Below are 23,330 nucleotides of genomic sequence, written 5' to 3'. Positions count from 1 at the left end.
GGTTCGGGCTGCTCAGGCCTTGCTGCGGCGGCGGCCGAACCGGGTGGGCGCGGCCGGGCCCGGGCCGTCGCGGGTCTCGGCGGCCCGGGCCTGCTCGATCTCGGCGCGCTGGGCCAGCCTGGTCTCGCAGTGGTCGAGCCAGCGGACCTCGGCCTCGGTCTGGAAGATCAACTGTTCGAGGACCAGCAGCCAGGCGAGGTCGGAGCCGGGCTGCTCCTCGGCGCCACCGGGGCGGGCCTCGCCGGCCAGGGCGCGGGCCTTGAGCCGGGTGTAGTCCTGGAGCGCCTTGATGCTGTGCCGGCGCTGGCCCTGGACCACGGCGGGCACGTCGACGCCGGGGACGGTGACGGCCATCGCGAGCTTGATGGCGAGTTCGTCGCGGGGCGGGTTGGTGCGCGGCACCGGGGTGTCGAACCAGGCGCGCAGTTCGGCGCGGCCGGCGTCGGTGGCCTCGTAGAACTGGTGGCCCTCCTCGTCCTCCCCGGCGGGGGCGACCAGGCCGTCGCGCTCCAGACGCGCGAGGGTGGTGTAGACCTGGCCGACGTTGAGCGGCCAGGTGGCGCCGGTGCGCGCCTCGAACTCGGTTCTCAGTTGGTAGCCGTAGCGCGGCCCCTGGTCGAGCAGGGCGAGCAGGCCGTGGCGGATGGACATACCGAGTATGTATACCGGGTATGCTCGACGGGTCAAGCCGGAGGGGCCCGTCCGGGGGCGGTCAGGGGTCCGTCCGGGGGTGGCCAGGGAGCCGAGCGGGGAGCCGACCGGGGGTCCGGCCGTCACCGGCGCGGGGTAACGTCGGGGGGCGTGAGCCAGTTGCGCATCGCCACCTTCAATCTGTTGCACGGTCAGCCGCTCGCGCCCGACGGCGCCCCGCGGCCCTTCCCCACCGACCCCGGCGGGCCGCTCGCCGAGGCCGTGGCCGCGCTGGACGCCGACGTGCTGGCGCTCCAGGAGGTGGACCGCGGCCAGGCCCGCTCCGGCGGCACCGACCAGACCGCCGTCGCCGCCAAGGCGATGGGCGCCGCCGACTGGCGGTTCGCCGCCGCGCTGCACGGCCGGCCCGCGCCGGTGGCCGGCTGGCTGCCGGAGGCCTCGGCGCCGACCGGGATCCGGGTGTACGGACCGGCCGAGGTCGGCGACGACGCGCCGCCCGCCTACGGCACGGCGCTGCTGACCCGGCTGCCGGTGCGGCACTGGCGGGCCCGCCGGTTCGCGCCGGCGCCGTTCGGGCTGCCGCTGCGGGTGGCCGGGCGGCGCGGGCTGACGCCGGTGCCGGACGAGCCGCGGGCCGCGCTGGCGGCCGTCCTGGAGGGCGCGCACGGCCCGTTCACCGTGGTGGCCGCGCACCTGTCGTTCGTGCCGGGCTGGAACATGGCGCAGCTGGCGGCGATCCGCCGGTGGATCGCCGACCTGCCGCAGCCGTACCTGGTGCTGGGGGACTTCAATCTGGTGGGCGCGGTGCCGCGCACGGTGCTGGGCGGGGCGAGCGCGCTGGAGCGTTCGGCGCCGCGGGTGCGGGTGCGGGAGCTGCGGGCGGCCCGCCGGGCCCGGCCGGCGCTGGTGGAGCCGCGACGGCGGCGGGTGCGGGAGCCGCGGGCGCGGCTGCAGGGCTGGTCGGACCTGGTGCGCACGCCGACGTACCCCTCGCACCGGCCGGCGGTGCAGTTCGACCACGTGCTGGCGGTGGGGGTGCCGCGCTCCGCGGTGGGGGCGGCGTCCGCGCCGCGCACGGGGGTGTCGGACCACCGGCCGCTGCTGGTGCGGGTGTCCCTCTAGGCCTCCGCACCGGTCACTGCCGGGACAGGTGCCCGTTCTGCTGGGGGACCATCGGCACGGGCGGGGCGGGCGGAGTGAGCGGGCGGTCGGGGTCGGCGGGGGCGTGCGCGGCGGTGAGGGCGGCGGCCGGGGTTCCGGCGGCCGGCGGGGGCTCGTACTGGAGGAGCAGCATGGCGGCGTCGTCGCCGAGCTGGCGCCCGACGTGGCGCACCACGTCCTCGTGCAGGCGGCGCAGCACGTCGACGGGGCCGCCGCCGTGGGCGCAGCGCGGGAGGCGTTCGGCGAGCGGGTAGAAGGCGCCGGCCCGGTCGCGGGCCTCGATGACGCCGTCGGTGAAGAGCAGCACCCGGTCGCCGTGGAGCAGCGGGACGCGGTGGACCGGGGGGCGGACGTCGGCGGGGTCGAGGACGCCGAGCGGGGGCACCGTCTCGGCGAGTTCGAGCGGGCGGGCGGCCTCGGTGCCGCGCAGCAGCAGCGGGGCGGGGTGGCCGCAGTTGACGATCTCGGCGGTGCCGTCGGGGCGCACGCCGATGAGGACCAGGGTGACGAACTCCTCCTCGACACCGGGGTGGTCGTTCTCGTGCAGGGCGCGGTCGAGGCTGTCGGCGAGCCAGCCGGCGACCCGGTCGAGCGCGGCCTCCTGGTGGGCGGCCTCGCGGAAGGCGCCGAGCACGGCGGCGGCGGTCTCGACGGCGCCCAGGCCCTTGCCGCGCACGTCGCCGACGACGGCGCGCACGCCGTGCCGGGTGTTGACGACCTCGTAGAGGTCGCCGCCGATGCGGGCGTGGGCGGCGGCGGCCGCGTAGTGGACGGCGGCGCGCACGGTGCCGATCCGGTCGGGGACGGGGCGCAGCAGGACGCGGCGGGCGATCGAGGCGACGAGCTGGGCGTCGGCGAGCAGGCGCTCCTGGCGCAGCCTCAGGGTGGCGCTGACCCAGCCGATCGCGGCGACGAGGACGATGGCGAAGACGGTGGCGCTGTGCACGGACTCGCCGAGCACGTCGTTGCGGAAGGCCATCAGGAAGGCGGCGGCCTCGGTGAGGGCGCCGATGGCGAGGGGGTACCAGGTGCGGCGGCTGACCACGGCGGCCAGCGCGGGGACGGCGGTGAGCGCCGGTTCGACGGTCACCGCGGCGTCGGTGAAGTAGTCGAGGACGACGACCAGCGCCATGCCGATGAACGGCAGCGACAGTGCCGTCCTCGGCCAGGTGCCGGTCGCGCCGGGTACGGATCCCGGGGTCGGCCCGGCGAACCGTTCTCTGATCCATCCGGTCGCGCTCAACTTCGGTTTCTCCAGCAGAAGACGCCGATGCCCTGGGGCACCTGCGGTGATGACTGAGGGTTAGGGAATGCGGGCGTCGCTGGCGGCCGGAGTTCGGGGGGTGACCGGTTACCGACCCCACAATATGCGCGAAACGTGCACTACGCACAGGTTTCGCCCGATGCCGTGATGACTTGAATGCTCTCCGTGACTCATTCTTCACTGTTCCCGATCAGGAGCCGTTCCAACTCTTTTCGGCCGGGAAGTCCTGCGGGTTGTTCGATCCGGCCGCTGCGGACGTACAGGAACGAGGCCGTGACCTGCTCCAGGGGGACGCCCGCCTGTTGGGCCCAGGCCAGCCGGTAGACGGCGAGTTGGAGCGGGTCGGCGGTCTCCTCCCGGTGCGTCTTCCAGTCCACCACTTCGTAGCGTGACGCGCCGCCCATTTCTGACCCGTCGTCACCGTCACGATAGACCGCGTCGATCCGGCCGCGCACCACCCGGCCCGCCAGTACCAGGTGGAAGGGCGCCTCGACCCGCAGCGGCTCGCGGTGCGCGTACGGGGTGCGCAGGAACGCCTCCTTGAGACGCTCCAGGTCCTGCTCGTCCTCGATGCCGTCGTCGTCGGCGCCGGGCAGCGCGCCCGGGCCGACCAGCATCAGCGGCTCGATCCGGGACTGCACCCAGGCGTGGAAGCGGGTGCCGCGCCGGGCTGCGGGCTGCGGCGGGCGGGGCATCGGGCGGGCGAGGTCGTGCGCGAAGCCGTCCGGGTCGGCGGCCAGCCGCATCAGCTGGGTGGCGGAGAGCGAGGCGGGCAGCGGCACCTCCCGCACCCGGGTGCGGGAGCGCTCCAACTCGCCGAGCAGCGCGGTCAGGTCGCGGTCCCAGGACTCCACCAGCCGGCGGTCCTCGGGGGCCATCGGCTCGGGCTCCGGGGCGGGCTCCCCGGCCAGCCGGCGGTGCACCACCCCGGCGACCCGGCGGCGGGCGTGCTGGGCGGCCGGGTCCAGCGGCAGCGGCCAGGGGCGTTCGACGGGCGCGGCGAGCGCCGGGTTCTCCTCGCCGTCGGCGGGCGGCTCGGCCCAGGCCGTGATCTCGCCGTTGCCGGGTCGCTCGGCGTGCTCGCGCAGCTGCTCCAGGAAGGCGGACGGGCCGCGCGGGGACTTCTGGCTGGGCCCCCACCAGTGGCCGGAGGCGAGCAGCAGGGCGCGCGGGCGGGTGAAGGCCACGTAGCCCAGCCGCAGTTCCTCGACGGCGGAGTGCTCGGCGAGGGCGGTCCTGAACTCCTTCACGGACTTGGCGTTCCAGCCGCCGCGCACGTCGGGCAGGGTGGCGGCGTCGCCGCGCAGGGCGTGCGGCAGGACGCGCTTGGTACTGGTCCAGCGCTCGCGCGGGGACGAGGACGGGAAGGCGCCCTTGACCAGGCCGGGGACGGCGACGACGTCCCACTCCAGGCCCTTGGACTTGTGCGCGGTGAGGACCTTGACGGTGTCCTCGCCGCCGGGCAGCCCGGCGTCCAGGCCGCGGTCGTGCTCCTGGGCGGCGCGCAGGAAGCCCAGGAAGGCTGCCAGGCCGGGGTCGCCGTCGAGGTCGGCGAAGGAGGCGGCGACATCCAGGAAGGCGTGCAGGGTCTCCCGGCGGCGGGCGGCCAGCGCCTGCGGGGAGGCGGCGAGTTCGACCTCCAGGCCGGTGACGGCGAGGACCCGGTGCAGCACGTCCATCAGCGGCTCGGCGAGCGAGCGGCGCAGCTCGCGCAGTTCGCGGGCGAGCCGGGCGAAGCGGACCCGGGCCTCGGCGGAGAAGGGCAGCTCGTCGGCCTCCTGCGCGTCCAGGAAGGTCTCCAGGGCGTCGGCGAGCGAGACGACCTCGGTGGGGTCGGTCTCGGCGACGGCGGCGGCGAGCGCCTCGACGCCCTCGGGGCGCTCGGTGCGCACGAGTTCGGCGGCGCGCCGGCCGAGCAGGGCGAGGTCGCGCGGGCCGATCCGCCAGCGCGGGCCGATCAGCAGCCGCACCAGCGCGGCGTTGGCGGTCGGGTCCTGGAGCACCTCGCAGACCGCGACCAGGTCGGCGACCTCGGGCAGGTGGAGCAGCCCGCCGAGACCGACCACCTCGACCGGCACGTCCCGGGCGACCAGTGCGGCGTGCACGTCGGGGAAGGCCGCGCCGCCCCGGCACAGCACGGCGATCCGGCCGGGGGCGGTGCCGGTGCGCACCAGGTGGTCGATCTCGTCGGCCAGCCAGTCGACCTCCTCGGCGTGGGTGGGCAGCAGCGCGGCCCGCACCCGGCCGTCGGTCTCGGCGCCGGGGGCGGGGCGCAGCGCCTCGACGCCCTCGTGCATGGCGCGCAGCGGCGCCGCGAGTTCGTTGGCGAAGGCGAGCAGCCGTCCGCCACTGCGGCGGTTCTCGCTGAGCGCGTACCGGTCGGCGGGGGTCCCGTCGGCGTTCGGGAAGTGGCGGGGGAAGTCGTCGAGGTTGGCGACGGAGGCGCCGCGCCAGCCGTAGATGGCCTGGCAGGGGTCGCCGACGGCGGTGACGGGGTGGCCGGGGGCGGTGCCGTCGGGGCCGGCGCCGAACAGTCCGGCGAGCATCAGGCGCTGGGCGACGGAGGTGTCCTGGTACTCGTCGAGCAGCACGACCCGGTACTGGTCGCGCAGCAGGGCGCCGACCTCGGGGCGCTGCTGGGCGAGGCGGGCGGCGGCGGCGATCTGGTCGCCGAAGTCCATCAGGCCGGCGGCGCTCTTGCGGCGCCGGTAGTCCTCGACCAGGCGCAGCAGTTCCAGCCGGGCGCGGGCGGTGGCCGGCACGGCCCGCAGGTCCTCGTTGCCGAGCCTGACGCCGGCGAGGGTGTCGAGCAGGTCCTCGTCGAAGGCGCGCAGGGCGGCGGGCTCGACGAGGTGCTCGGCGAGTTCGCCGTCGAGGGCGGTGAGGTCGGCGACCAGGTTGGTGAAGGTGCCGGTGAGCGCGGGGAACGGGCCGCGGGCGGTGCGCAGCACCTTGGCGGCGAGCTGGAAGCGGGTGGCGTCGGCGAGCAGCCGAACGTCGGGTTCGATGCCGATGCGCAGGCCGTGTTCCTTGAGCAGGCGGCCGGCGAACGCGTGGTAGGTGGAGATCTCGGGTTCGCCGAGCGCCTCGCCGTCCTCGGGGTCGGCCACCCCGGCGAGACGCAGGGCGGCGCGCACGCGTTCGGCGAGTTCGCCGGCGGCCTTGTTGGTGAAGGTGAGGCCGAGGACCTGTTCGGGGCGCACCGCGCCGGAGCCGACCAGCCAGACGACCCGGGCGGCCATCACGGTGGTCTTGCCGGAGCCGGCGCCGGCGACGATGACGGCCGGCCGCAGCGGGGCGCCGATGGCCGCCATCTGTTCCCGGTTGAAGGGGATGCCCAGCAGCTCCTTGAGCTGGTCGGGATGGCTGAGCACGGCGGTCACCACGCAACGGTAGCCGGGGCCGCCGACAGCCGGGGGCCGCTGTGGCGACGGCCACGTGCCGCGTCCGCCACATCCGGTGTCCACCGGCCGTTGCGCTACTCGACGAGTTGGGCGCCGTCGCGCTGGGCGGAGCAGCTGCGGCGGAAGGCGCAGCGGTCGCAGCCGCCACCGGTCTGCGGGACGAACCGCTCGGCGAGGATCCGCCCGGCGGCGTCGGCGAGCAGGTTCTCGATCCACGGCTCGCCGTCGGGCGGGTCCTGGCGCTGCACCTTGGGCGCGTCGGCGGCGCCCTTGTCGGGCTTGCGCAGCTGGACGAGTTCGGCGCCGCCGGACTCGGGGGAGGCCGCGTCGAAGCCGGGCAGCCCGTTCAGGGCGCCGGAGCGCACGGCGAGCTGGTAGACGGCGAGCTGCTTGTGCTCGGGCAGGGACTTGTCGGTGGGCGTCTGCTTGCCGGTCTTGAAGTCGACGACGTAGGCGCGGCCGGCCTCGTCCTTCTCGACGCGGTCCATCGAGCCGCGGATGCGCACCTGGACGCCGCCGGCGTCGAGGGTGACGTCGAAGCCGTGCTCGGTGGCGACGACGTCGCGGCCGCGGGCCATCACGTGCCAGGTGAGGAAGCGCTCCAGGGCGGCGCGGGCCTCGGTCTTCTCCTGCTGGGACTTCCACGGGGCGTCGAAGGCCAGCGCGTCCCAGACGGTGTCCAGGCGTTCCATCAGCACGGCGAGGTCGGCGGGGGTGCGGCCGGAGCCCACCTCGTCGGCGAGGGCGTGCACGACGTTGCCGAAGCCCTGCGCGGCGGAGGAGGTGCCGCGGGCCTTGACCTCCTTGTCGAGGAACCACTGCAGCGAGCAGTTCTCCAGCTGTTCCAGGCCGCTGCCGGACAGCCGCACCGGCAGGTCGGCGGAGCGCAGCGGGTCGGGGGCGGCGGTCGGGTCCTCCAGGCCCCACCAGCTCTCGGGGCGGGCGGCGGGCACCAGCGGGCGGTCCTCGTCGTCGGTGGCGAGGGCGAGGACGGCGAGCCGTTCGGCGGCGGCGCGGCGCAGTTCGGGCGAGCGGGCGGGGTCGACGGTGACCGCGCGCAGCTCGGCGACCAGCGCGGGCACGGCGAGCGGGCGGCGCGGGCGGTGGGTGACGTCCTCGACGGTGACCGGCGGGGTGCGCCTCAGCTTCTTGCCGTGCTGGGGGTACCCCCGGCCGGAGGCTGGGGGCGGGTCGACGTCCTCGCGGTAGAGCTCGCGCAGGAAGCGGGACGGCTGGTCGCCGTCGTCGGCGGGGGCCTTGACGGCGGTGACGACGAGCCGGTCCTTGGCGCGGGTGGCGGCGACGTAGAAGAGGCGGCGCTCCTCGGCGAGCAGCGCGGCGGGGGTGAGCGGTTCGGCGAGGCCGTCGCGGCCGATCCGGTCGGCCTCCAGCAGGGAGCCGCGGCGGCGCAGGTCGGGCCAGAGGCCGTCCTGGACGCCGGCGACGACGACCAGGCGCCATTCCAGGCCCTTGGCGCGGTGGGCGGTCATCAGCCGGACGGCCTCGGGGCGCACGGCGCGCACGGTGAGGGTGTCGGCGGCGATGTCCTGGGCCTCCAGTTCGGCGAGCAGGTCCAGGGCGCCGCGGTGGCCGGTGACCTGTTCCTCGGCGCGGGCGGCGGTCTCGAACAGGGCGCAGACCGCGTCGAGGTCGCGGTCGGCGTTGCGGCCGGCGGCGCCGCCGCGCAGGGCGGCCCGTTCCAGGCGCTCGCGCCAGCGGCGGGAACCGTCCCACAGCTGCCAGAGGGCGTCCTCGGCGGTGCAGCCGCCGGCCAGGGACTCGCGCACCTTGCGCAGCAGGGTGCCGAGGTCGTGGGCGCGGCGGGCGTACGGGGTGTCGAGGACGGCGAGGCGCTCGGGTTCGGCGAGGGCCTCGCGCAGGAGTTCGCCGGCCGGGCGGGGCACGGCGGCGGGCGCGCTTCCGGCGCCGTCGGCGGACCCGTCCGCGGATCCGGCGGCGGACCCGGCGCGCAGGGCGGCGCGCTCCTCCTCGCGCAGGGTGCGGCCGAGGCGGCGCAGGTCGGCGCCGTCGAGGCCGCCGAGCGGGCTGGTGAGCAGGGCGTGGGCGAGGTCGGTGGTGAGCGGGTCGGACGTGCCCGGGCCACCGCCGTCCGCGGCCCCGCCGCCGTCGCCGCCGTCGCCGCCGTCGCCGTCCTCGCCGTCGTCCTGCCGGTCCCGGACGGCCTGCTCGGCGCAGACCCGCAGCGCGAGCAGCAGCTGGGCGACGGCCGGCTCCTCGCGCAGCGGCAGGTCGTCGCCGTCGATCTCCAGCGGGACGCCGGCCGCGCCGAGCGCCCGCCGCACCCCGGGGATGGACCGGGCGCCGGCCCGGACCAGGACGGCCATCTCGCCCCACGGCACGCCGTCCTCCAGATGGGCGCGGCGCAGCAGGTCGGCGATGGAGTCCAGTTCGGCGCCGGGGGTCGGGTAGGTGTAGACCTCGACCCGGCCGCCCTCGCGGGCGGGCAGCGGGGCGCGGTGCTGGGCGAGCTTGTCGGCGGGCAGCCGGCCCATCGGCATCCGGCGGGTGAGTTCGCGGGCGGCGGCGAGCAGCACGGCGCCGGAGCGGCGCGAGACCCGCAGCACCTTGACGTCGGCGGGGCGGCCGTCGGCGTGCCGGAAGGTCTGCGGGAACTCCAGGATGCCGTTGATGTCGGCGCCGCGGAACGCGTAGATCGACTGGTCGGGGTCGCCGACGGCGACCAGTTCGCGCCCGCCGCCGGCGAGCCGGCTCAGCAGCCGGACCTGGGCGGGGTCGGTGTCCTGGTACTCGTCGACGAAGACCGCGTCGTAGCGCTCGCGCAGGTCCCGCTCGACCTCGGGGCGTTCGGCGAGCAGCACAGCCCGGTGCACCAGCTCCGCGTAGTCGAGGACGCCGCGCAGGTCCAGCACGTCGAGGTAGTCGGCGAGGAAGTGGGCGGCGGCGGCCCAGTCGGGGCGCCGCACGCCCTCGGCGAAGCGGGCCAGCTCGGCCTCGCCGAGGCCGAGCTCGCGGCTGCGGGCGAGCACGGCGCGGACCTCGTCGGCGAAGCCGCGGGTGGTGAGGCAGGCGCGCAGGTCGAGCGGCCAGGCGATCCGGGAGCGGCCGCGCCGGGCGTCCTCGGCGCCGCCGGCGAGCAGCTCGCGGACCATGACGTCCTGCTCGGGGCCGGAGAGCAGGCGCAGCGGCTCGGCGTAGTCGGCCGGGTCCTGGTGGGCGCGGAGCAGGGCGTAGCAGAAGGAGTGGAAGGTGGTGGCCTGCGGGGCGGCGGCGCGGGCGTCGGCGGCGGTGGCGGAGAGCCGCCCGGCCATCCGGTCGCGCAGCTCCATGGCGGCCTTGCGGCTGAAGGTGAGGACGAGGATCCGCTCGGGGTCCGCGCCGTTCTCGATCCGCCGGGCGACGGCCTCGACGAGGGTGGTGGTCTTGCCGGTCCCCGGTCCGGCGAGCACCAGCAGCGGGCCGCCCGCGTGCTCGACCACGGCGCGCTGGTAGGCGTCGAGCTCGGGCGGGGCGGGCGGCACGAGGGGGCTGCGCACCAGACGGTAGGGGGAGGTCACGGACGTCCTGGGGGTCGTGCTCGGGCAACTGCGGGCGGGCCCGCCGAGGGGCCCGCCGTATCGAGCCTACGATCCTGCTCCGTCATTCCCGTCCGCGCACGGGGTTCCGCCGATCCCGGCCCGGGTCACCCGTCGGCCGGCCCGCCGTCCCAGCGGGCGCGCCGCAGGTCGACCCGGGGCGGGTCGGCGAGCTCGCGCAGCGGGGTGCCCTCCTCGCCGTAGTGGGCGAGGGCGCGGTGCTCGTGGCCGGGCAGCAGCCGGCCGTCGGCGCGGATCACCCGCCACCAGGGCACGGCGCCGCCGTACAGGGCCATCACCCGGCCGACCTGCCGGGGGCCGCCCTGGCCGAGGTACTCGGCGACGTCTCCGTAGGTCATCACCCGGCCGGGTGGAATCCGCTCGGTCAGGTCGAGCACCAGTTCGGCGAAGGGCGGCAGCTCGCCGGGGCCGGCGTCGTGGGTGTCGTCCGTCACCTGCGGCATTCTTCCGCATCCGGCCGCTCCGCGGGCACGCTGGGCAGGATCCGCCGCGCCCGATCCGGCCCCTGTCCAGCGCGGGGAGCCGAGGCATGCCACCATCTTCGGGGCGGTGAGTGGTGATACGAGGACAAGACCAGATGACCGGGACGGCTGACGTGGGTGTGGACGAGGGCTCCGACGAGTCCTCCGACGGCATGCCCGCAGGCGGCGGCGGTGACGCCGACGCCACGACCCCACCGGAAGTCTCCCTGATCAAGGACCGGATGATCAAGAGCCCGAAGCCGGCCGGCCCCGCGACCGGGGCCCCCGCCGCCGTACCGACCCAGCCCACCGCGCCCGAGGCGGCGTCCGCGCCCGCCACGCCCGAGCCGTCGGTGCCGGAGCCGTCCGCGCCCGAGCCGTCCGCACCGGAGCCCACCGCGAACGCGGCCGGCCCGCCCGACGGGAGCGGCCCGCGCCCCGGGCACGACCCCCTGGACGACACCCCGCACCTGGACGTCGACGAGCCGCTGCTCGCCGCCCGCGCGCACCGGCCCTCCGATCTCATCCGCTTCCTGGCCGGCGTCTTCGGCATCGTCGCGGTCTTCGTGCTCGCCGGGGTGGCGACCTCGACCACCACCGGCATCGAGATCGACATCGCCGAGAACGCGCCCCGCTTCTCCCCGGTGCTCTCCACCATCACCGGCCTGATCTCCAACGTCGCGGTGCTGGCCGTCCCGCTCGCCTTCGCCGTGGAACGGCTGATCAAGCGCGACGGCCTGCGGGTCGCCGACGGCGTGCTCGCCTCGGTGCTGGCCTACGGTGTCTCACTGGGCATCGACTGGTGGGTAGCCGAGGGCGCCTCCGACCACATCCGGGACGCCCTGACCCGCTTCCCGCTGGACTCCGTCGGCACCCTCACCGACCCGGTGCACGGCTACCTCGCCCCGGTGATCGCCTACATGACGGCCGTCGGCATGTCGAGCAGACCCCGGTGGCGGGTCGCCCTGTGGGTGGTCGTCGTCTTCAGCGGCATCACCGAACTGCTCGGCGGCTACACCACCCCGCTGTCCCTGCTGCTCACCGTGCTGATCGGCTGGTCCGTCGCCTACGGCACCCTCTACGCGATCGGCTCGCCGAACATCCGGCCCACCGGCCAGCACCTGATGATCGGCCTGCGCAAGGTCGGCTTCACCCCGGCCAGCGCCCACCGCGCCCCCGACGCCCCCGGCGGCACCCGCCGCTACCTGGTCGCCCAGCAGAGCGGCCCGCCGCTGGACGTCCACATCGTCGACCGCGAGCAGCAGGCCTCCGGCTTCTTCTACCGGGCCTGGCGCCGGCTGCGGCTGCGCTCGGTGGCCGTGCGGCGCAGCCCGCAGTCGCTGCGCCAGGCACTGGAGCAGGAGGCGCTGATCGCCTACGCGGCCGCCGCCTCCGGGGCCCGCGCCCCGCAACTGGTCGCCACCTCCGAGCTGGGCCCGGACGCCGCGATCCTGGTCTACGAGAACGTCGAGGGCCGCACCCTGGACGACCTGACCGACGAGGAGATCACCGACCCGGTGATGGCCTCGCTGTGGGAGTCGGTCGCCGCCCTGCACGAGCGCCGGATCGCCCACCGGCGGCTCACCGGCGAGTCGCTGCTGGTCGTCGACGGGAAGACGGCCTGCCTGGTCAACCTCTCCGGCGGCGACATCGCCGCCACCGACCTGACCCTGCGCATCGACGTCGCCCAGCTGCTCACCACCTTCGCGCTGCGGATCGGCCCCGAGCGGACGGTCGCCACCGCCAACGCGGTGCTCGGCGCCGATCGGGTCGCCCAGTCGCTGCCGCTGCTGCAGCCGGTCGGCATGAGCCGCTCGACCCGCATCGACCTGAAGAAGCTCAGCAAGGAGCGCAAGACCGCCGCCCGGGCCAGGGCGCTGGAGCAGGTCGCCGCCGGGGAACGCACCCAGCAGCAGGCCGAGGAGGACATCGCGGTCGCCGGCGAGGACCTGCTCAGCCGGATCCGCGCCCAGATCCTGCAGATCGCCCCCGAGGCTCCGATGGAGCCGGCCAAGCTGGAGCGGCTCAAGCCGAAGAGCCTGATCATGGTGGTCGCGCTCACCTTCGCCGCCTACCTGACGCTCACCACCGTCAAGCCGGCGCAGCTGAAGCTCTCCCAGATGAACTGGGCCTGGGCGGCGGTGGCACTCGCCGCGGCCGCGTTCTCCTACGTCGCCGCGTCGATGAGCCTGACCGGCTTCGTCCCGGAGAAGCTGCCGTTCCGCCGCACCGTGGCCGCCCAGCTCGCCGGGTCCTTCGTGAAGCTGGTCGCCCCGGCCGCGATCGGCGGCATCGCGCTGAACACCCGCTACCTGCAGAAGGCGGGCATCCGCTCCGGCCAGGCGGTCGCCTCGGTCGGCGCCTCCCAGCTGGCGGGCCTGGCCGGGCACCTGCTGCTGCTGTTCAGCTTCGGCCTCATCACCGGCAGCCAGACCAACGGCGACCTCTCCGCCTCCCGTGCGGTGATCATCGGGGTGCTGAGCGCCGCCGTGCTGGCCCTGGTGGTCGCGGCGGTCGCCCCGCTGCGGCGGTTCGTGCTCAACCGGCTGCGCTCGCTGTTCTTCGGCGTGGTGCCCCGGATGCTCGACCTGATGCAGACGCCCAGCAAGCTGATCACCGGCTTCGGCGGCATCCTGCTGCTGACGCTGTCCTTCACCGCCTGCCTGGACGCCTCGGTGCAGGCCTTCGGCGGCTCGATCTCCTTCTCGGCGGTCGCCGTGGTCTTCCTGACCGCCAACGCGGCCGGCTCCGCCATCCCCACCCCCGGCGGCATCGGCCCGGTCGAGGTCGCGCTGATCGGTGCGCTCACCGTCGCCGACGTGCCGCCGGCCGTCGCCACCCCGGCGGTCTTCCTCTACCGGGCGCTGACCTTCTGGCTGCCGGTGCTGCCCGGCTGGATCTCCTACAACGTGCTCCAGCGCAAGGGCGCGCTGTAGGCGGCCGGTTCCCGCACATGTGAAAGGGCCCGCCGAAGCGGGCCCTTTCACGCGTTCTCACGCCGTTTCACGCGGTTTCCGGATGATCAGTACACCGGCTTGTGCGGCTCGATCTGGTTGACCCAGCCGAGCACGCCGCCGCCCAGGTGGACGGCGTTGGCGAAGCCGGCCGACTTCACCACGGCCAGCACCTCCGCCGAGCGGACGCCCGACTTGCAGTGCAGCACGATCTTCTTGTCCTGCGGCAGCTGCTCCAGCGCGTTGCCCATCAGGAACTCGTTCTTCGGGATCAGCACCGCGCCGGGGATGCTGACGATCTCGTACTCACCGGGCTCGCGGACGTCGATGAGGTAGATGTCCTCCTCGTCGTCCTGCCACTGCTTGAGCTGCTTCGAGGTGATCGTCGAACCGGCGGCCGCGGCCTGCGCCTCCTCGGACACGACGCCGCAGAAGGCCTCGTAGTCGATCAGCTCGGTGACGGTCGGGTTCTCGCCGCAGAGCGCGCAGTTCGGGTCCTTGCGGACCTTCACCTGGCGGTAGTTCATCTCCAGGGCGTCGTAGATCATCAGCCGGCCGACCAGCGGGTCGCCGACCCCGGCCAGCAGCTTGATCGCCTCGGTGACCTGGATCGAACCGATCGACGCGCAGAGCACGCCCAGCACGCCGCCCTCGGCGCAGGACGGGACCATGCCCGGCGGCGGCGCCTCCGGGTAGAGGCAGCGGTAGCAGGGGCCGTGCTCGGCCCAGAACACGCTCGCCTGGCCGTCGAAGCGGTAGATCGAGCCCCACACGTACGGCTTGCCGAGCAGCACCGCGGCGTCGTTCACCAGGTAGCGGGTGGCGAAGTTGTCGGTGCCGTCCACGATCAGGTCGTAGCCGGAGAAGATCTCCATGACGTTGGAGTTGTCGAGGCGCTCCTCGTGCAGGATCACGTCGACGTAGGGGTTGATCTCCTTGACCGAGTCCCGTGCCGACTCGCCCTTCGAGCGGCCGATGTCCGACTGGCCGTGGATGATCTGGCGCTGCAGGTTCGACTCGTCGACCACGTCGAACTCGACGATGCCGAGCGTGCCCACACCCGCCGCCGCCAGGTACATCAGCGCGGGCGAGCCCAGGCCGCCGGCGCCGACGCACAGCACCTTGGCGTTCTTCAGCCGCTTCTGCCCGGCCATGCCCACATCGGGGATGATCAGGTGGCGGGAGTACCTGCGGACCTCGTCAACGGTGAGCTCGTCGGCCGGCTCGACCAGGGGTGGCAGCGACACGGGGACTCCGATGGTCGTCAAGTTCAGGTGGCCAGGGCCAACCTCTAGGGGCTTGTTGCTCCGCCACCGAGGTGGCTCTGCTACGCCAACAGTGTCACGCCGCTCCGGTATTCCGAGACAGCTCGTCCGATGGGCGAGACGGGCCGAGCCGGATGGTGGGACCACGGAACAGGCCCCGGAGCGGCCCCCGTGGGGGCGTCCGGGGCCTGTCGGGGCCCTGCGCGCGGGCCCGCGGGTCCGGCCGGGACCCACGGTGCCGGAGGATCAGACCCGGCAGGCCGTCTCCAGCCAGACGTCCCCCAGCGACTCCTCCAGCGGCACCTGCGTCCGCCAGCCGAGACGGTCCCGGGCGGTGCGCACGTCCGCCTGCCGCCACGGCACCGGCTCGCCCGGGGCCGCCCGTCCCTCGCCCGGCCGCGGCTCCGGACGGTGGCCCGGCAGGTGGTGCGCGAGCACGTGCCCCGGCACGTGCTCGACCGGCCCGCCGGCCTGCGCGGGCAGCACGACCTGCCGGTTCTCCTCCACGATCGCCCCCTCGAACCCGGACGCCCGGACCAGCAGCTGGGCCGCCTCGCGCGCCCGGACGGCGTGCCCGCTGCCGATGTTGATCACCCCCGTAGCCGCCGACACCGCCGCCGCCTGGATCGCCCGCGCGACGTCCCGGACGTCCACGAAATCCCGGTATCCGGACAGGTCCGGCATCCGCACCTGCGACTCCTCGCGCTCCAGCGCCCGCCGCAGGCCCTCCGCCAGGCGCCCGAACAGCGAGGCGGTCGGCGCCCCCGGCCCCACCACGTCGAACACCCGCAGCACCGCCGCGTCCAGCCCCGAGGCCAGCACCAGCTCCGTCCCGGCCAGCTTCGACACCCCGTACGGGCCCACCGGGCGCGGCTCGGCGCTCTCCGACACCGGGACCCCGCCCGGCACCGGCCCGTACTCGGCCGCCGAGCCGACGTGCACCAGCCGGGCGGGCTCCCGGCTGCGCCGGATGCCCTCGCAGACCGTCGCCACGGCGAGCGTGTTGGCCCGGATCAGCGTGCGCGAGCTGCCGTAGGTGGCGCCCGCGCAGTTGATCACCACCTGCGGCGCGACCGCGTCCAGGAACCGGGCCAGGGCCCCCGGACTGCCGGTGGTCAGGTCGAAACGGATGTCGGCGGAATCACGCCGGCCGAGCACCGTCACCTGCAACTCCGGATCCACGAGCAGGCGGTCGGTGACCCGACGGCCGATGAAGCCGTTGGCGCCCAGCAGCAGCACCCTCATCGGGGGGTGTCCTTCCACGAAGCCAGACCTGGTGCGGCCTGGCGGGTCCGAGTGAACAACGGGAGATCGAGCGGAACGAACGGACAGAGCGGGACGAGCGGAGCGGGCGGAACGGGCGGGTCGACCGGTCGGCGCGCACGGGTGTGCGCGGGACGGGTCACCGGTGCGCCTCGGGACGGCCCAGCACCGGCCACGCGTACACCAGCAGGGCCAGCGCCACCGCGCCACCCGCGAACGGTGCGGACACCGCCGCGCCCGCCGCCCCCGCCAGCGCGCCCAGCGCGGCCGCCCCCGTCCGGCCGCAGCACGCCAGCAGCACGGTCAGCACCAGCAGCAGGCCGAGCACCCCCTGCCCCGCCCACTGCGCGGGCCCGGCACGCTCGACCGCCAGGTGCAGCAGACCGCCGCCGTGCCCCGGCCCCGGGCGCGGCGCGAGGGCGGTCAGCACGGCGAGCGCCGCGAAGGTCAGCACGGCCAGCACCGCCAGGTGCAGCGCCAGCGCCACCGGGAGCACCGGCCGCATCCGGGAGCGGAACTCGGCCAGCGTCGCCGCCGCCCCCAGATGTCCCCGGCCGACCTGCCGGAACCACCGGGCCGCCCACTGCGCCGACCCGGCCGACAGCGCCGCCGCCAGCACCAGCGCCACCGTCACCCGCCGTTCCCCCGGCCCGCCCGCCGCCACCGCCGGCGGCACCAGCAGCAGCGCCGCCACCCCCGCCCCGCGCAGGCGCCCGGCCGGGCCGGACGGCCCCGCGGCCACCGGCACGAACGCGAGCGGAACGGCCGCCGCCGCCAGAGCGGGCCGGCCCCCGCCGAGGGAAACCGCCGCCGCACAGGGCAGCACGGCCGCCACCGCCGTCCGCACCGCGGCACCGCACCGCCGCTGCCAGCTCTCCTCCGGCCCGGCCGCCGCCTCGGCGGGCGGGCGGCGCGGCACCCGGGCGTACAGCTCCTCGGCGAGCGAGAACAGATCGGCGTGCCGGCACCGGGCCGCGACCGCCGGGCCCAGACCGGCCTCCTCCAGCCCGGCGGCGATCTCCAACGGGTCGACGGCCCGCTCGCAGAGCAGCCGGTGCTCGGCCATCACCTCCCGGACCGGGTCCCCCGAGACCTCCCCGAACCGCACCGCCTCCCCCACCCCGGCACCCCCGCCCCCCGTCATCAGACCGCCTCCGCAAACGCCCCGGCCCACCCGGCCGCCCCACCCACCACATCCGGATCGGACCCCCCACCGCACGGACGCCCCGCCGCCCCCACTCCCCCGGAGCGGTCCACAGCAGCAGCAATGCCCACCGCGCACCCCACCACCCCGGCGGAAGCACCCCCCACCCCCGAACCCACGACGGCACCCACAACGCCGGGCTGCCGCACACCGCCCACCACGCACCCCACCGCCCCGGCAACACCAACCCGCCCACCGGCGGCAACACCCCCCACCCCACGGCTCCCACTCGACGAACCCGCCGAGGCCGGCGCGGCACCGGCCTGCGCCGCGCCGGCGGGGCCGGCAGCCGGAGCCGGAGTCCCGGCCGCGTGCGACGAACCGACCGCCACCTCGCCGAGCGCGGGCCGCGGCCGACCACCGGAACCACTCGCCGGTCCCACTCCCCCGGCGCCGACCACGGAGCCCGCGACCCTCCCGGCAAGGCCGGGCCGCGCCGCGCCGACGGGGCCCGCAGCCGGGGCCGGCGGCACCGGCGCGGAGCGGGCGGTCGCGGCTGCCACCGGGGAACGGCCACCCGGGACAGGGGCAGGGCCGCGGTCGGTGAGCCAGTACTCGGCGGGGCGGGTGAAGGGGCGCGGGGCAGGGGCCGGGGTCGGGAAGGCCGGCCAGTGGGAGACGAGTTCCAGGTAGATCTCCCGGAAGGCCCCGGTCACCGGCTCGACGGCGAAGCGTTCCTGCGCCCGGAGGCGGCCGGCCAGCCCCAGGCGGGCCCGACGCTCCTCGTCGCGCAGCAGGGCGAGGCAGGCCCCGGCCAGGGCCTGCGGGTCGCGGGGCGGGACGAGCAGCCCGGCGGGGCCGAGCACCTCGCGGGCCACCCCGACGTCGGTGGCGACCACCGCGCGGCCGCTCAGCATCGCGTCGGCGAGCGGCCCGGGCCGGCGCTGGGAGAGCGCGGAGAAGACGACGACGGTGCCGTCGGCCCAGACGTCGGCCACCGAGCGCGGCCGGCCGGCGAACTCGACCGCCCCGGCCACCCCGAGCCGTTCGGCGACGGCCGCGCAGTGCGCCCGGTAGCCGGGGGCGGTCTCCTCGCCGTGGACGACCAGGCGCGCGGCGGGCAGCTCGGCGCGGACCCCGGCGAGGGCGTGCAGCGCGAGTCCGGGGTCGCGGCCCGGTTCCAGGGCGCCCGCCCAGACCAGGGTGGGTGCCGCCGGTTCGGGGCCGGCGGCGGGGCGGTCGACCGCCGGGGTGCCCTCGTACACCACCCGGGTGCGCGCCGGATCGGCCCCGCAGCGCACCTGCCACTGCTGGTCGTGGACGCTCCCGGGGGTGAGTATCGCGGCCTGCCGGTAGGTCTCCTCGGTGAGCGCCCGGAAGAAGGCGAGCAGCAGCGCCCGCACCGGCCACCCGTGGCGGGCCTCGTGGTGGTCGAGGTACCGCTCGCGCAGGTGCTGCCCGTGCTCGGTGACCACGAACGGGACGCCGTGCAGCTGCTTGGCGACCAGCGCGGGCAGCGCGGCCGGGCCGCCGCCGACGACGTGGCAGAGGTCGGCGGCGCCCAGGCCGCCGGGGGCGGCGCCGTACCAGGGGGCGGACAGCGGGCGCAGGCACTGTTCGAGGAGGTCGGCGGCGACCAGGACGTCGCGGACCAAGGGCCGGCCGGCGGAGGTGTCGGCACCGGGCGCGCGCCAGACCCGCTCCAGGACGCGGCGGGCGTGGGCGGAGACCAGGAAGGCGGGCAGGGCGCGGTCGGCGCGGGCGAGGTCGGCGAGCCGGTACAGGCCGGGGCCGAAGGCGGCGCGGTCGGCGGGGTGCAGCAGGGCGCGGACGAGCTGCTCGTAGGCGGCGGCGCAACGACGGCCGCGCAGCGCGCCGGGGGTCCGGCCGGCCGGACGCGGCACCCCGACGGCGACGTCGTACCGCTCGAAGTCGTGCTCGCGCAGACCGTCCACCAGCCGGTCGCACCAGCCGCCGGTGCCACGCGGGGCGTGCGGGCGCACACCCTCGGTGAGCAGTGCAACGCGCACGGGGGACCTCCAGAGCAGAGCGGATCGACGGGTGGCTGGGCGGACCTGGCGGATGTGGAGGGCTGAGCGGGCCGAGCGGGCGACGCGTCGGGCGCGTGCTCCGCGGGGGCGGTCCGGGGGAGGGCGGTCCGTCGCAGGGCACCGCGACCGGGCCGGCGACCGCCACCGGCTGCCGGAGTCCCCCGCGCGGCCGCCCTCCGGGTTCTCCGGCGGCCGCGGCTCCCCCACACCTGTTCGGTCCGACAGCAGAAAGGTAGGTCCGGCCCGGGGCAATCCATCGGTCACATGCCTGGCTGCCACCTGAACGAGTGAACCGGAGTGACCTCGTCCCGATCACGGCGTTAACGCCGGCCGATCACGGGGTGTCCGTCGGACCCCGCCGTCGGGCCCCACCGTCGGGCGGGGCGGTTCTGCCGGGCGCGGGCGTCAGACCCGCCGGAGCAGTTCGCGCACGGCGCGGGCGACCGCGTCGGGGTGCTCGATCATGGCGACGTGCCCGGACTCCGGGAGCACCAGCAGCCGGGAGTCCGCGAAGGCCGCGCAGGCCCGGCGGGCGGAGCGGTAGGAGACGAGCTTGTCGCGCAGCCCGTAGACCAGCAGGACCGGGGCCTCGACCCGGGTGGCCTGCCGCCACAGCGCCTGGTCACCGCGCTCGGTGTAGGCGGAGACGATCCCGCGCACCGAGCCGACCAGCGCCGGCAGCGCGTGGGGCAGCTCGATGCGCCGCCGGTACTGGGCGACGGCCTCGGCGCGGGAGGCCGCCGAGAGCCCGTCGGGGTCGCCGTAGACGAGCCGGAGCAGATCGTCGGTGGCCTGCTCGGGGCCGCGCCGGCCGGCGGGCAGCCGGCGCAGCAGCGCGGGCAGGCCGGGGACGGCGAGCAGCCCGGTGGACCAGGCGGTGCGCTGCGGGGGCAGTTCGGGCAGGGCCGGCGAGACCAGGGTGAGGCTGCGGACGAGGTCGGGGCGCAGGGCGGCGAGCCGGACGGCGACGGCGCCGCCGAGCGAGTTGCCGAAGAGGTGGACGGGGCCGCGGCCGGCGGCCTCCAGGTAGCCGATGACGGCGCGCACGTGCCCGGAGAGGCCGAGGTTGCCGTCGGCGGGCGGGGCGGAGTCCCCGAAGCCCGGGAGGTCGACGGCCTCGGCGTCGAGCTGTCCGGCGAGCCGGGCCATCAGCTCCGTCCAGTTGGCGGCCGAGCCGCCGAGCCCGTGCACGAACAGCGCCGGCGCCCGCCCGCCGTCCGGGGCAAGGTCCCCGGCGGGCCGGTGCACGGCCAGGGTGGCGCCGGGCACCTCGACGGTGCGCAGTGGCGCCAGGGCGGCCGGGGCCGGGAGTATCTGCTGCTCAGCGCTGTCCATGGGGGACGATGGTAATGAGCCGGTCCCGCCGCGGCCCCCCGGGCCGCCCGGGGCCCCGGGGTCCCCATTCAGGGCTCCTCGGCACTGCCGACGGCCGTGGTGGGCGCCGTATTGTGGGCTCCTGACAAGGGGGATCGCCGCTTTTCTCGTGCCTGGCAAGCGCGAACGCGGTTACCCGAAAGTAGAATCGGTCATCTTGCCGACCCCGTACGACCCGTGAAGTGAGGAGCGCCGTGACGGCCATCCAGGAGGCGCAGGAGCGCCCGCGCGGTGCCCGCCTGCCGCGAAGCGCCCGCCGTGAACAACTGCTCGGTGCCGCCCAGGAGGTGTTCGTCGCGCAGGGTTACCACGCGGCCGCCATGGACGACATCGCCGACCGTGCCGGGGTGAGCAAGCCGGTCCTGTACCAGCACTTCCCCGGGAAGCTGGAGCTCTACCTGGCGCTGCTGGACAAGCACTGCGACGCCCTGGTCGACTCGACCCGGGAGGCCCTGGAGACGACCACCGACAACAAGCTGCGGGTGGCCGCGACGATGGAGGCGTACTTCAACTACGTCTCCAGCGAGTCGGGCGCGTTCCGGCTGGTCTTCGAGTCGGACCTGACCAACGAGCCGGCCGTGCGCGAGCGGGTCGAGCGGGCCGCCGAGGCCAGCGCGACGCTGGTCAGCAAGGTGATCCAGGAGGACACCGACCTGCCGGAGGCGGAGTCCAAGCTGCTGGCCGCGGGTGTCTGCGGACTGGCCCAGATCACCGCCCGCTACTGGCTGTCGCAGGGCCTGGAGATCCCGCGCGACGAGGCCGTGCGGCTGGTCGCCAGCCTGGCCTGGCGCGGGCTGAAGGGCTTCCCGATGCACCCGAACGGCGACGCCCCGGAGGGCTCCGCGGCGGACCGGTGATCCACCGGCCTTCCTCGGGGTGCCGATCCGGTGCTCTATGGTGAAGCCGTACGGCGCGGTCGCCGCGACCGCTTGTCCCAGGCGGTGCGGTACCGCGCGTGGATGGCTGCAACCCCGGAGGGACGGAAGCCGTGGAGGTCAAGATCGGCGTGCAGAACGCGCCGCGCGAGATCGTGATCGAGAGCTCGCAGACTGCCGATGAGGTCCAGAGCGCGGTCGCGAAGGCGCTGGAGGGCACCGAGAAGGTGTTCTCCCTGAGTGACGAGCACGGCCGCCGCATCATCGTCCCGGCCGACCGCCTGGCGTACGTGGAGATCGGTGAGTCGGCCGCGCGCAAGGTCGGCTTCGGCACGCTCTGAGCCACGGGCCTCGGCCGGTGCCCCGTTCCCTCCGCCGTGAGGGAGCGGGGCACCGTCGTTTCCGCACCGGCCGGGCCGGGTGTACGGGTGGGGCGGCCGGGGTACGGCGACAGTACGCCCGGCCGCGCGCCGGACGCCCGTCCCCCGGGGAGGCATCCTTGTTGGTCGAGACGTTCGCCTTCGCCCTCGTCGGCGTGGTCGTCGGCGCCGCCGCGCTGCTGTCGTGGCCCGCGTACTTCCGCGCCGGGCGGCCACTGACGCTGGGCACGGCCCTGGGTTCGGCGCTGCTCACCGGGGTGATCGCGCACTTCACCCTGGACGGCCGCTACCCGGCGGCGAGCATCGCGGTCTCGGCCCTCGCCTCGGCGCTGCTCACCTCGGTGCTGGCCCGGCCCGACCTGGCCGACGGACGGGCACCGGCCCACCGGCACCGTCCGCAGCACCGCCCGCACCGGGCGGGCGCGCACCGGCGCCACCGGCACGCCTGAGTCGCCCTGCTCACGCCGCACGCGCCGTCCGCGCCCGCTGCGCGCCGCCCGTCCGCCCCGGCCGCCGGGTCAGGACGCCAGGCCGAGCGCCGCCATCCGGCGCGTGTGCGCCTCGGTGATCCGGTTGAACATCTTGCCGACCTCGACCAGGTCGAAGCCCTGCACCCGGACGCCGCCGACCAGCAGGTTGGAGAGGGCGTCGCGCTCGGCGACCACCCGCTGCGCCTGGCTGAGCGCCTCGCCCATCAGCCGCCGGCCCCACAGGGCGAGCCGGCCGCCGGCCCGCGGGTCGGCCTCGATGGCCTGGCGGACCTTGTCGACGGCGAACTGCGCGTGCCCGGTGTCGGACATGACGCCGAGGACCAGGTCGCGGGTGTCGTCGTCGAGCCGGACGGCCACCTCGCGGTAGAAGTCGGTCGCGATGGCGTCGCCGACGTAGGCCTTGACCAGGCCCTCCAGCCAGTCCGAGGGCGCGGTCATCCGGTGGAAGAGCTCCAGCGGCTCGACGAACGGCCGCATCGCCTCCTGCGGGTCGGCACCGATCTCGGCGAGCCGGTCGTGCAGCCGCTGGTAGTGCTGGAACTCGGCGGAGGCCATCCGGGCCAGCGCCGCCTTGTCCGACAGGTCGGGCGCGAGCTTGGCGTCCTCGGCGAGCCGCTCGAAGGCGCTCAGCTCGCCGTACGCGAGGGCGCCGAGCAGGTCCAGTACGGCGGCCCGGTACCCGGGGTCGGCCGAGCAGGCCGCCCAGTCGCCGATCGAGCCGGCCGCCACGTCGTCCTGCGTCTCACCACGGTTCTCCATGACCCGCCACCTTAGTGCCGCTCCGTCCCCGGGCACCGCTTCCACCGCTCCGACCTGCGATGTCGCCCGCGTCACGTGTTCGAGTCGTCGGGTGACTGTATGGTGGTACGGAGGCCCGTCGTGCTCGCACGGTGTCACCGCCGTCTCGGTGCCCCGGGCAAGCCCGCTCCGCAGCGGCTCCGTCCCCTCGGACGCGCCGCACGGAAGCCGGGTTCTCAACGTACGCGGATGCCCGGTCGGAGAGCCGATCGGCTCCGA

The 23,330-nt window shown here is 75.8% G+C and carries 16 protein-coding genes; 5 read left to right on the top strand and 11 right to left on the bottom strand.

The genetic code is table 11. The features are described 5' to 3' along the window. Window positions 1-12: 12 nt before the first annotated feature. Complete coding sequence (locus ACFU9E_RS02890) at window positions 13-651, bottom strand: PadR family transcriptional regulator (protein WP_380680587.1); 639 nt, start codon at window positions 649-651, stop codon at window positions 13-15. 150 nt (window positions 652-801) lie between these two features. On the opposite strand from ACFU9E_RS02890, the gene ACFU9E_RS02885 reads away from it, so the two are divergent. Beyond that, complete coding sequence (locus ACFU9E_RS02885) at window positions 802-1,773, top strand: endonuclease/exonuclease/phosphatase family protein (RefSeq protein WP_380680584.1); 972 nt, start codon at window positions 802-804, stop codon at window positions 1,771-1,773. Between the two features lie 13 nt (window positions 1,774-1,786). Here ACFU9E_RS02885 and ACFU9E_RS02880 read toward each other — a convergent pair whose 3' ends face one another. From ACFU9E_RS02880 to ACFU9E_RS02865, 4 genes are all read right to left on the bottom strand, one after another. Continuing rightward, on the bottom strand, window positions 1,787-3,055 hold the full coding sequence (locus tag ACFU9E_RS02880; protein WP_380680581.1) for a PP2C family protein-serine/threonine phosphatase: 1,269 nt from the start codon (window positions 3,053-3,055) through the stop codon (window positions 1,787-1,789). Window positions 3,056-3,246: 191 nt separating this feature from the next. Then, the gene (locus tag ACFU9E_RS02875; protein WP_380680578.1) at window positions 3,247-6,459 is read right to left on the bottom strand and encodes a UvrD-helicase domain-containing protein; all 3,213 of its coding nucleotides are present in this window, start codon (window positions 6,457-6,459) and stop codon (window positions 3,247-3,249) included. Window positions 6,460-6,554: 95 nt separating this feature from the next. Next, window positions 6,555-10,016, bottom strand: a complete 3,462-nt coding sequence (locus ACFU9E_RS02870; protein ID WP_380714715.1) for an ATP-dependent helicase — start codon at window positions 10,014-10,016, stop codon at window positions 6,555-6,557. 125 nt (window positions 10,017-10,141) lie between these two features. After that, window positions 10,142-10,498: an MGMT family protein gene (locus tag ACFU9E_RS02865; RefSeq protein WP_380680572.1), complete on the bottom strand. Its 357-nt coding sequence runs from the start codon at window positions 10,496-10,498 to the stop codon at window positions 10,142-10,144. A 134-nt stretch (window positions 10,499-10,632) separates the two neighbouring features. On the opposite strand from ACFU9E_RS02865, the gene ACFU9E_RS02860 reads away from it, so the two are divergent. Beyond that, window positions 10,633-13,452 (top strand): flippase-like domain-containing protein, encoded by a 2,820-nt coding sequence (locus ACFU9E_RS02860; RefSeq protein ID WP_380680569.1) that lies wholly within the window; start codon window positions 10,633-10,635, stop codon window positions 13,450-13,452. Between the two features lie 86 nt (window positions 13,453-13,538). Here the strand turns inward: ACFU9E_RS02860 and moeZ are convergent, their stop codons facing one another. The 5 genes from moeZ to ACFU9E_RS02835 all read right to left on the bottom strand — a co-directional run bounded on the left by moeZ (window position 13,539) and on the right by ACFU9E_RS02835 (window position 20,528). Continuing rightward, window positions 13,539-14,717: an adenylyltransferase/sulfurtransferase MoeZ gene (gene moeZ / locus ACFU9E_RS02855; RefSeq protein ID WP_380680566.1), complete on the bottom strand. Its 1,179-nt coding sequence runs from the start codon at window positions 14,715-14,717 to the stop codon at window positions 13,539-13,541. Between the two features lie 264 nt (window positions 14,718-14,981). After that, the gene (locus tag ACFU9E_RS02850) at window positions 14,982-15,980 is read right to left on the bottom strand and encodes an NAD-dependent epimerase/dehydratase family protein (protein WP_380680563.1); all 999 of its coding nucleotides are present in this window, start codon (window positions 15,978-15,980) and stop codon (window positions 14,982-14,984) included. A gap of 157 nt (window positions 15,981-16,137) precedes the next feature. Continuing rightward, window positions 16,138-17,142, bottom strand: a complete 1,005-nt coding sequence (locus ACFU9E_RS02845; protein WP_380680560.1) for a hypothetical protein — start codon at window positions 17,140-17,142, stop codon at window positions 16,138-16,140. Next, on the bottom strand, window positions 17,142-19,172 hold the full coding sequence (locus tag ACFU9E_RS02840) for a DUF3492 domain-containing protein (RefSeq protein WP_380680557.1): 2,031 nt from the start codon (window positions 19,170-19,172) through the stop codon (window positions 17,142-17,144). Before ACFU9E_RS02840 ends, ACFU9E_RS02845 begins: the two co-directional genes overlap by 1 nt. Before the next feature lie 426 nt (window positions 19,173-19,598). Next, window positions 19,599-20,528 carry an alpha/beta fold hydrolase gene (locus tag ACFU9E_RS02835; RefSeq protein ID WP_380680554.1) on the bottom strand — a complete coding sequence of 310 codons (930 nt, stop codon included), beginning with the start codon at window positions 20,526-20,528 and terminating at the stop codon, window positions 19,599-19,601. Window positions 20,529-20,761: 233 nt separating this feature from the next. Between ACFU9E_RS02835 and ACFU9E_RS02830 the strand changes: the two genes are divergently transcribed. The 3 genes from ACFU9E_RS02830 (at window position 20,762) to ACFU9E_RS02820 (ending at window position 22,271) form a co-directional block, all read left to right on the top strand. Then, a complete protein-coding gene (locus ACFU9E_RS02830; RefSeq protein WP_380680551.1) occupies window positions 20,762-21,424 on the top strand; it encodes a TetR/AcrR family transcriptional regulator in 663 nt (220 codons plus the stop codon). Between the two features lie 131 nt (window positions 21,425-21,555). Further along, the gene (locus ACFU9E_RS02825) at window positions 21,556-21,783 is read left to right on the top strand and encodes a DUF3107 domain-containing protein (RefSeq protein ID WP_380680548.1); all 228 of its coding nucleotides are present in this window, start codon (window positions 21,556-21,558) and stop codon (window positions 21,781-21,783) included. 158 nt (window positions 21,784-21,941) lie between these two features. Next, entirely contained in the window at window positions 21,942-22,271 is a 330-nt protein-coding gene (locus ACFU9E_RS02820) for a hypothetical protein (protein ID WP_380680545.1), read from the top strand. A gap of 69 nt (window positions 22,272-22,340) precedes the next feature. Here the strand turns inward: ACFU9E_RS02820 and ACFU9E_RS02815 are convergent, their stop codons facing one another. After that, on the bottom strand, window positions 22,341-23,072 hold the full coding sequence (locus ACFU9E_RS02815) for a ferritin-like fold-containing protein (protein WP_380680543.1): 732 nt from the start codon (window positions 23,070-23,072) through the stop codon (window positions 22,341-22,343). Window positions 23,073-23,330 lie beyond the last annotated feature (258 nt).

The organism is Kitasatospora sp. NPDC057595 (genome assembly GCF_042800875.1).
Lineage (GTDB): Bacteria > Actinomycetota > Actinomycetes > Streptomycetales > Streptomycetaceae > Kitasatospora.
This window is presented reverse-complemented; position numbering and strand designations above follow the sequence as displayed.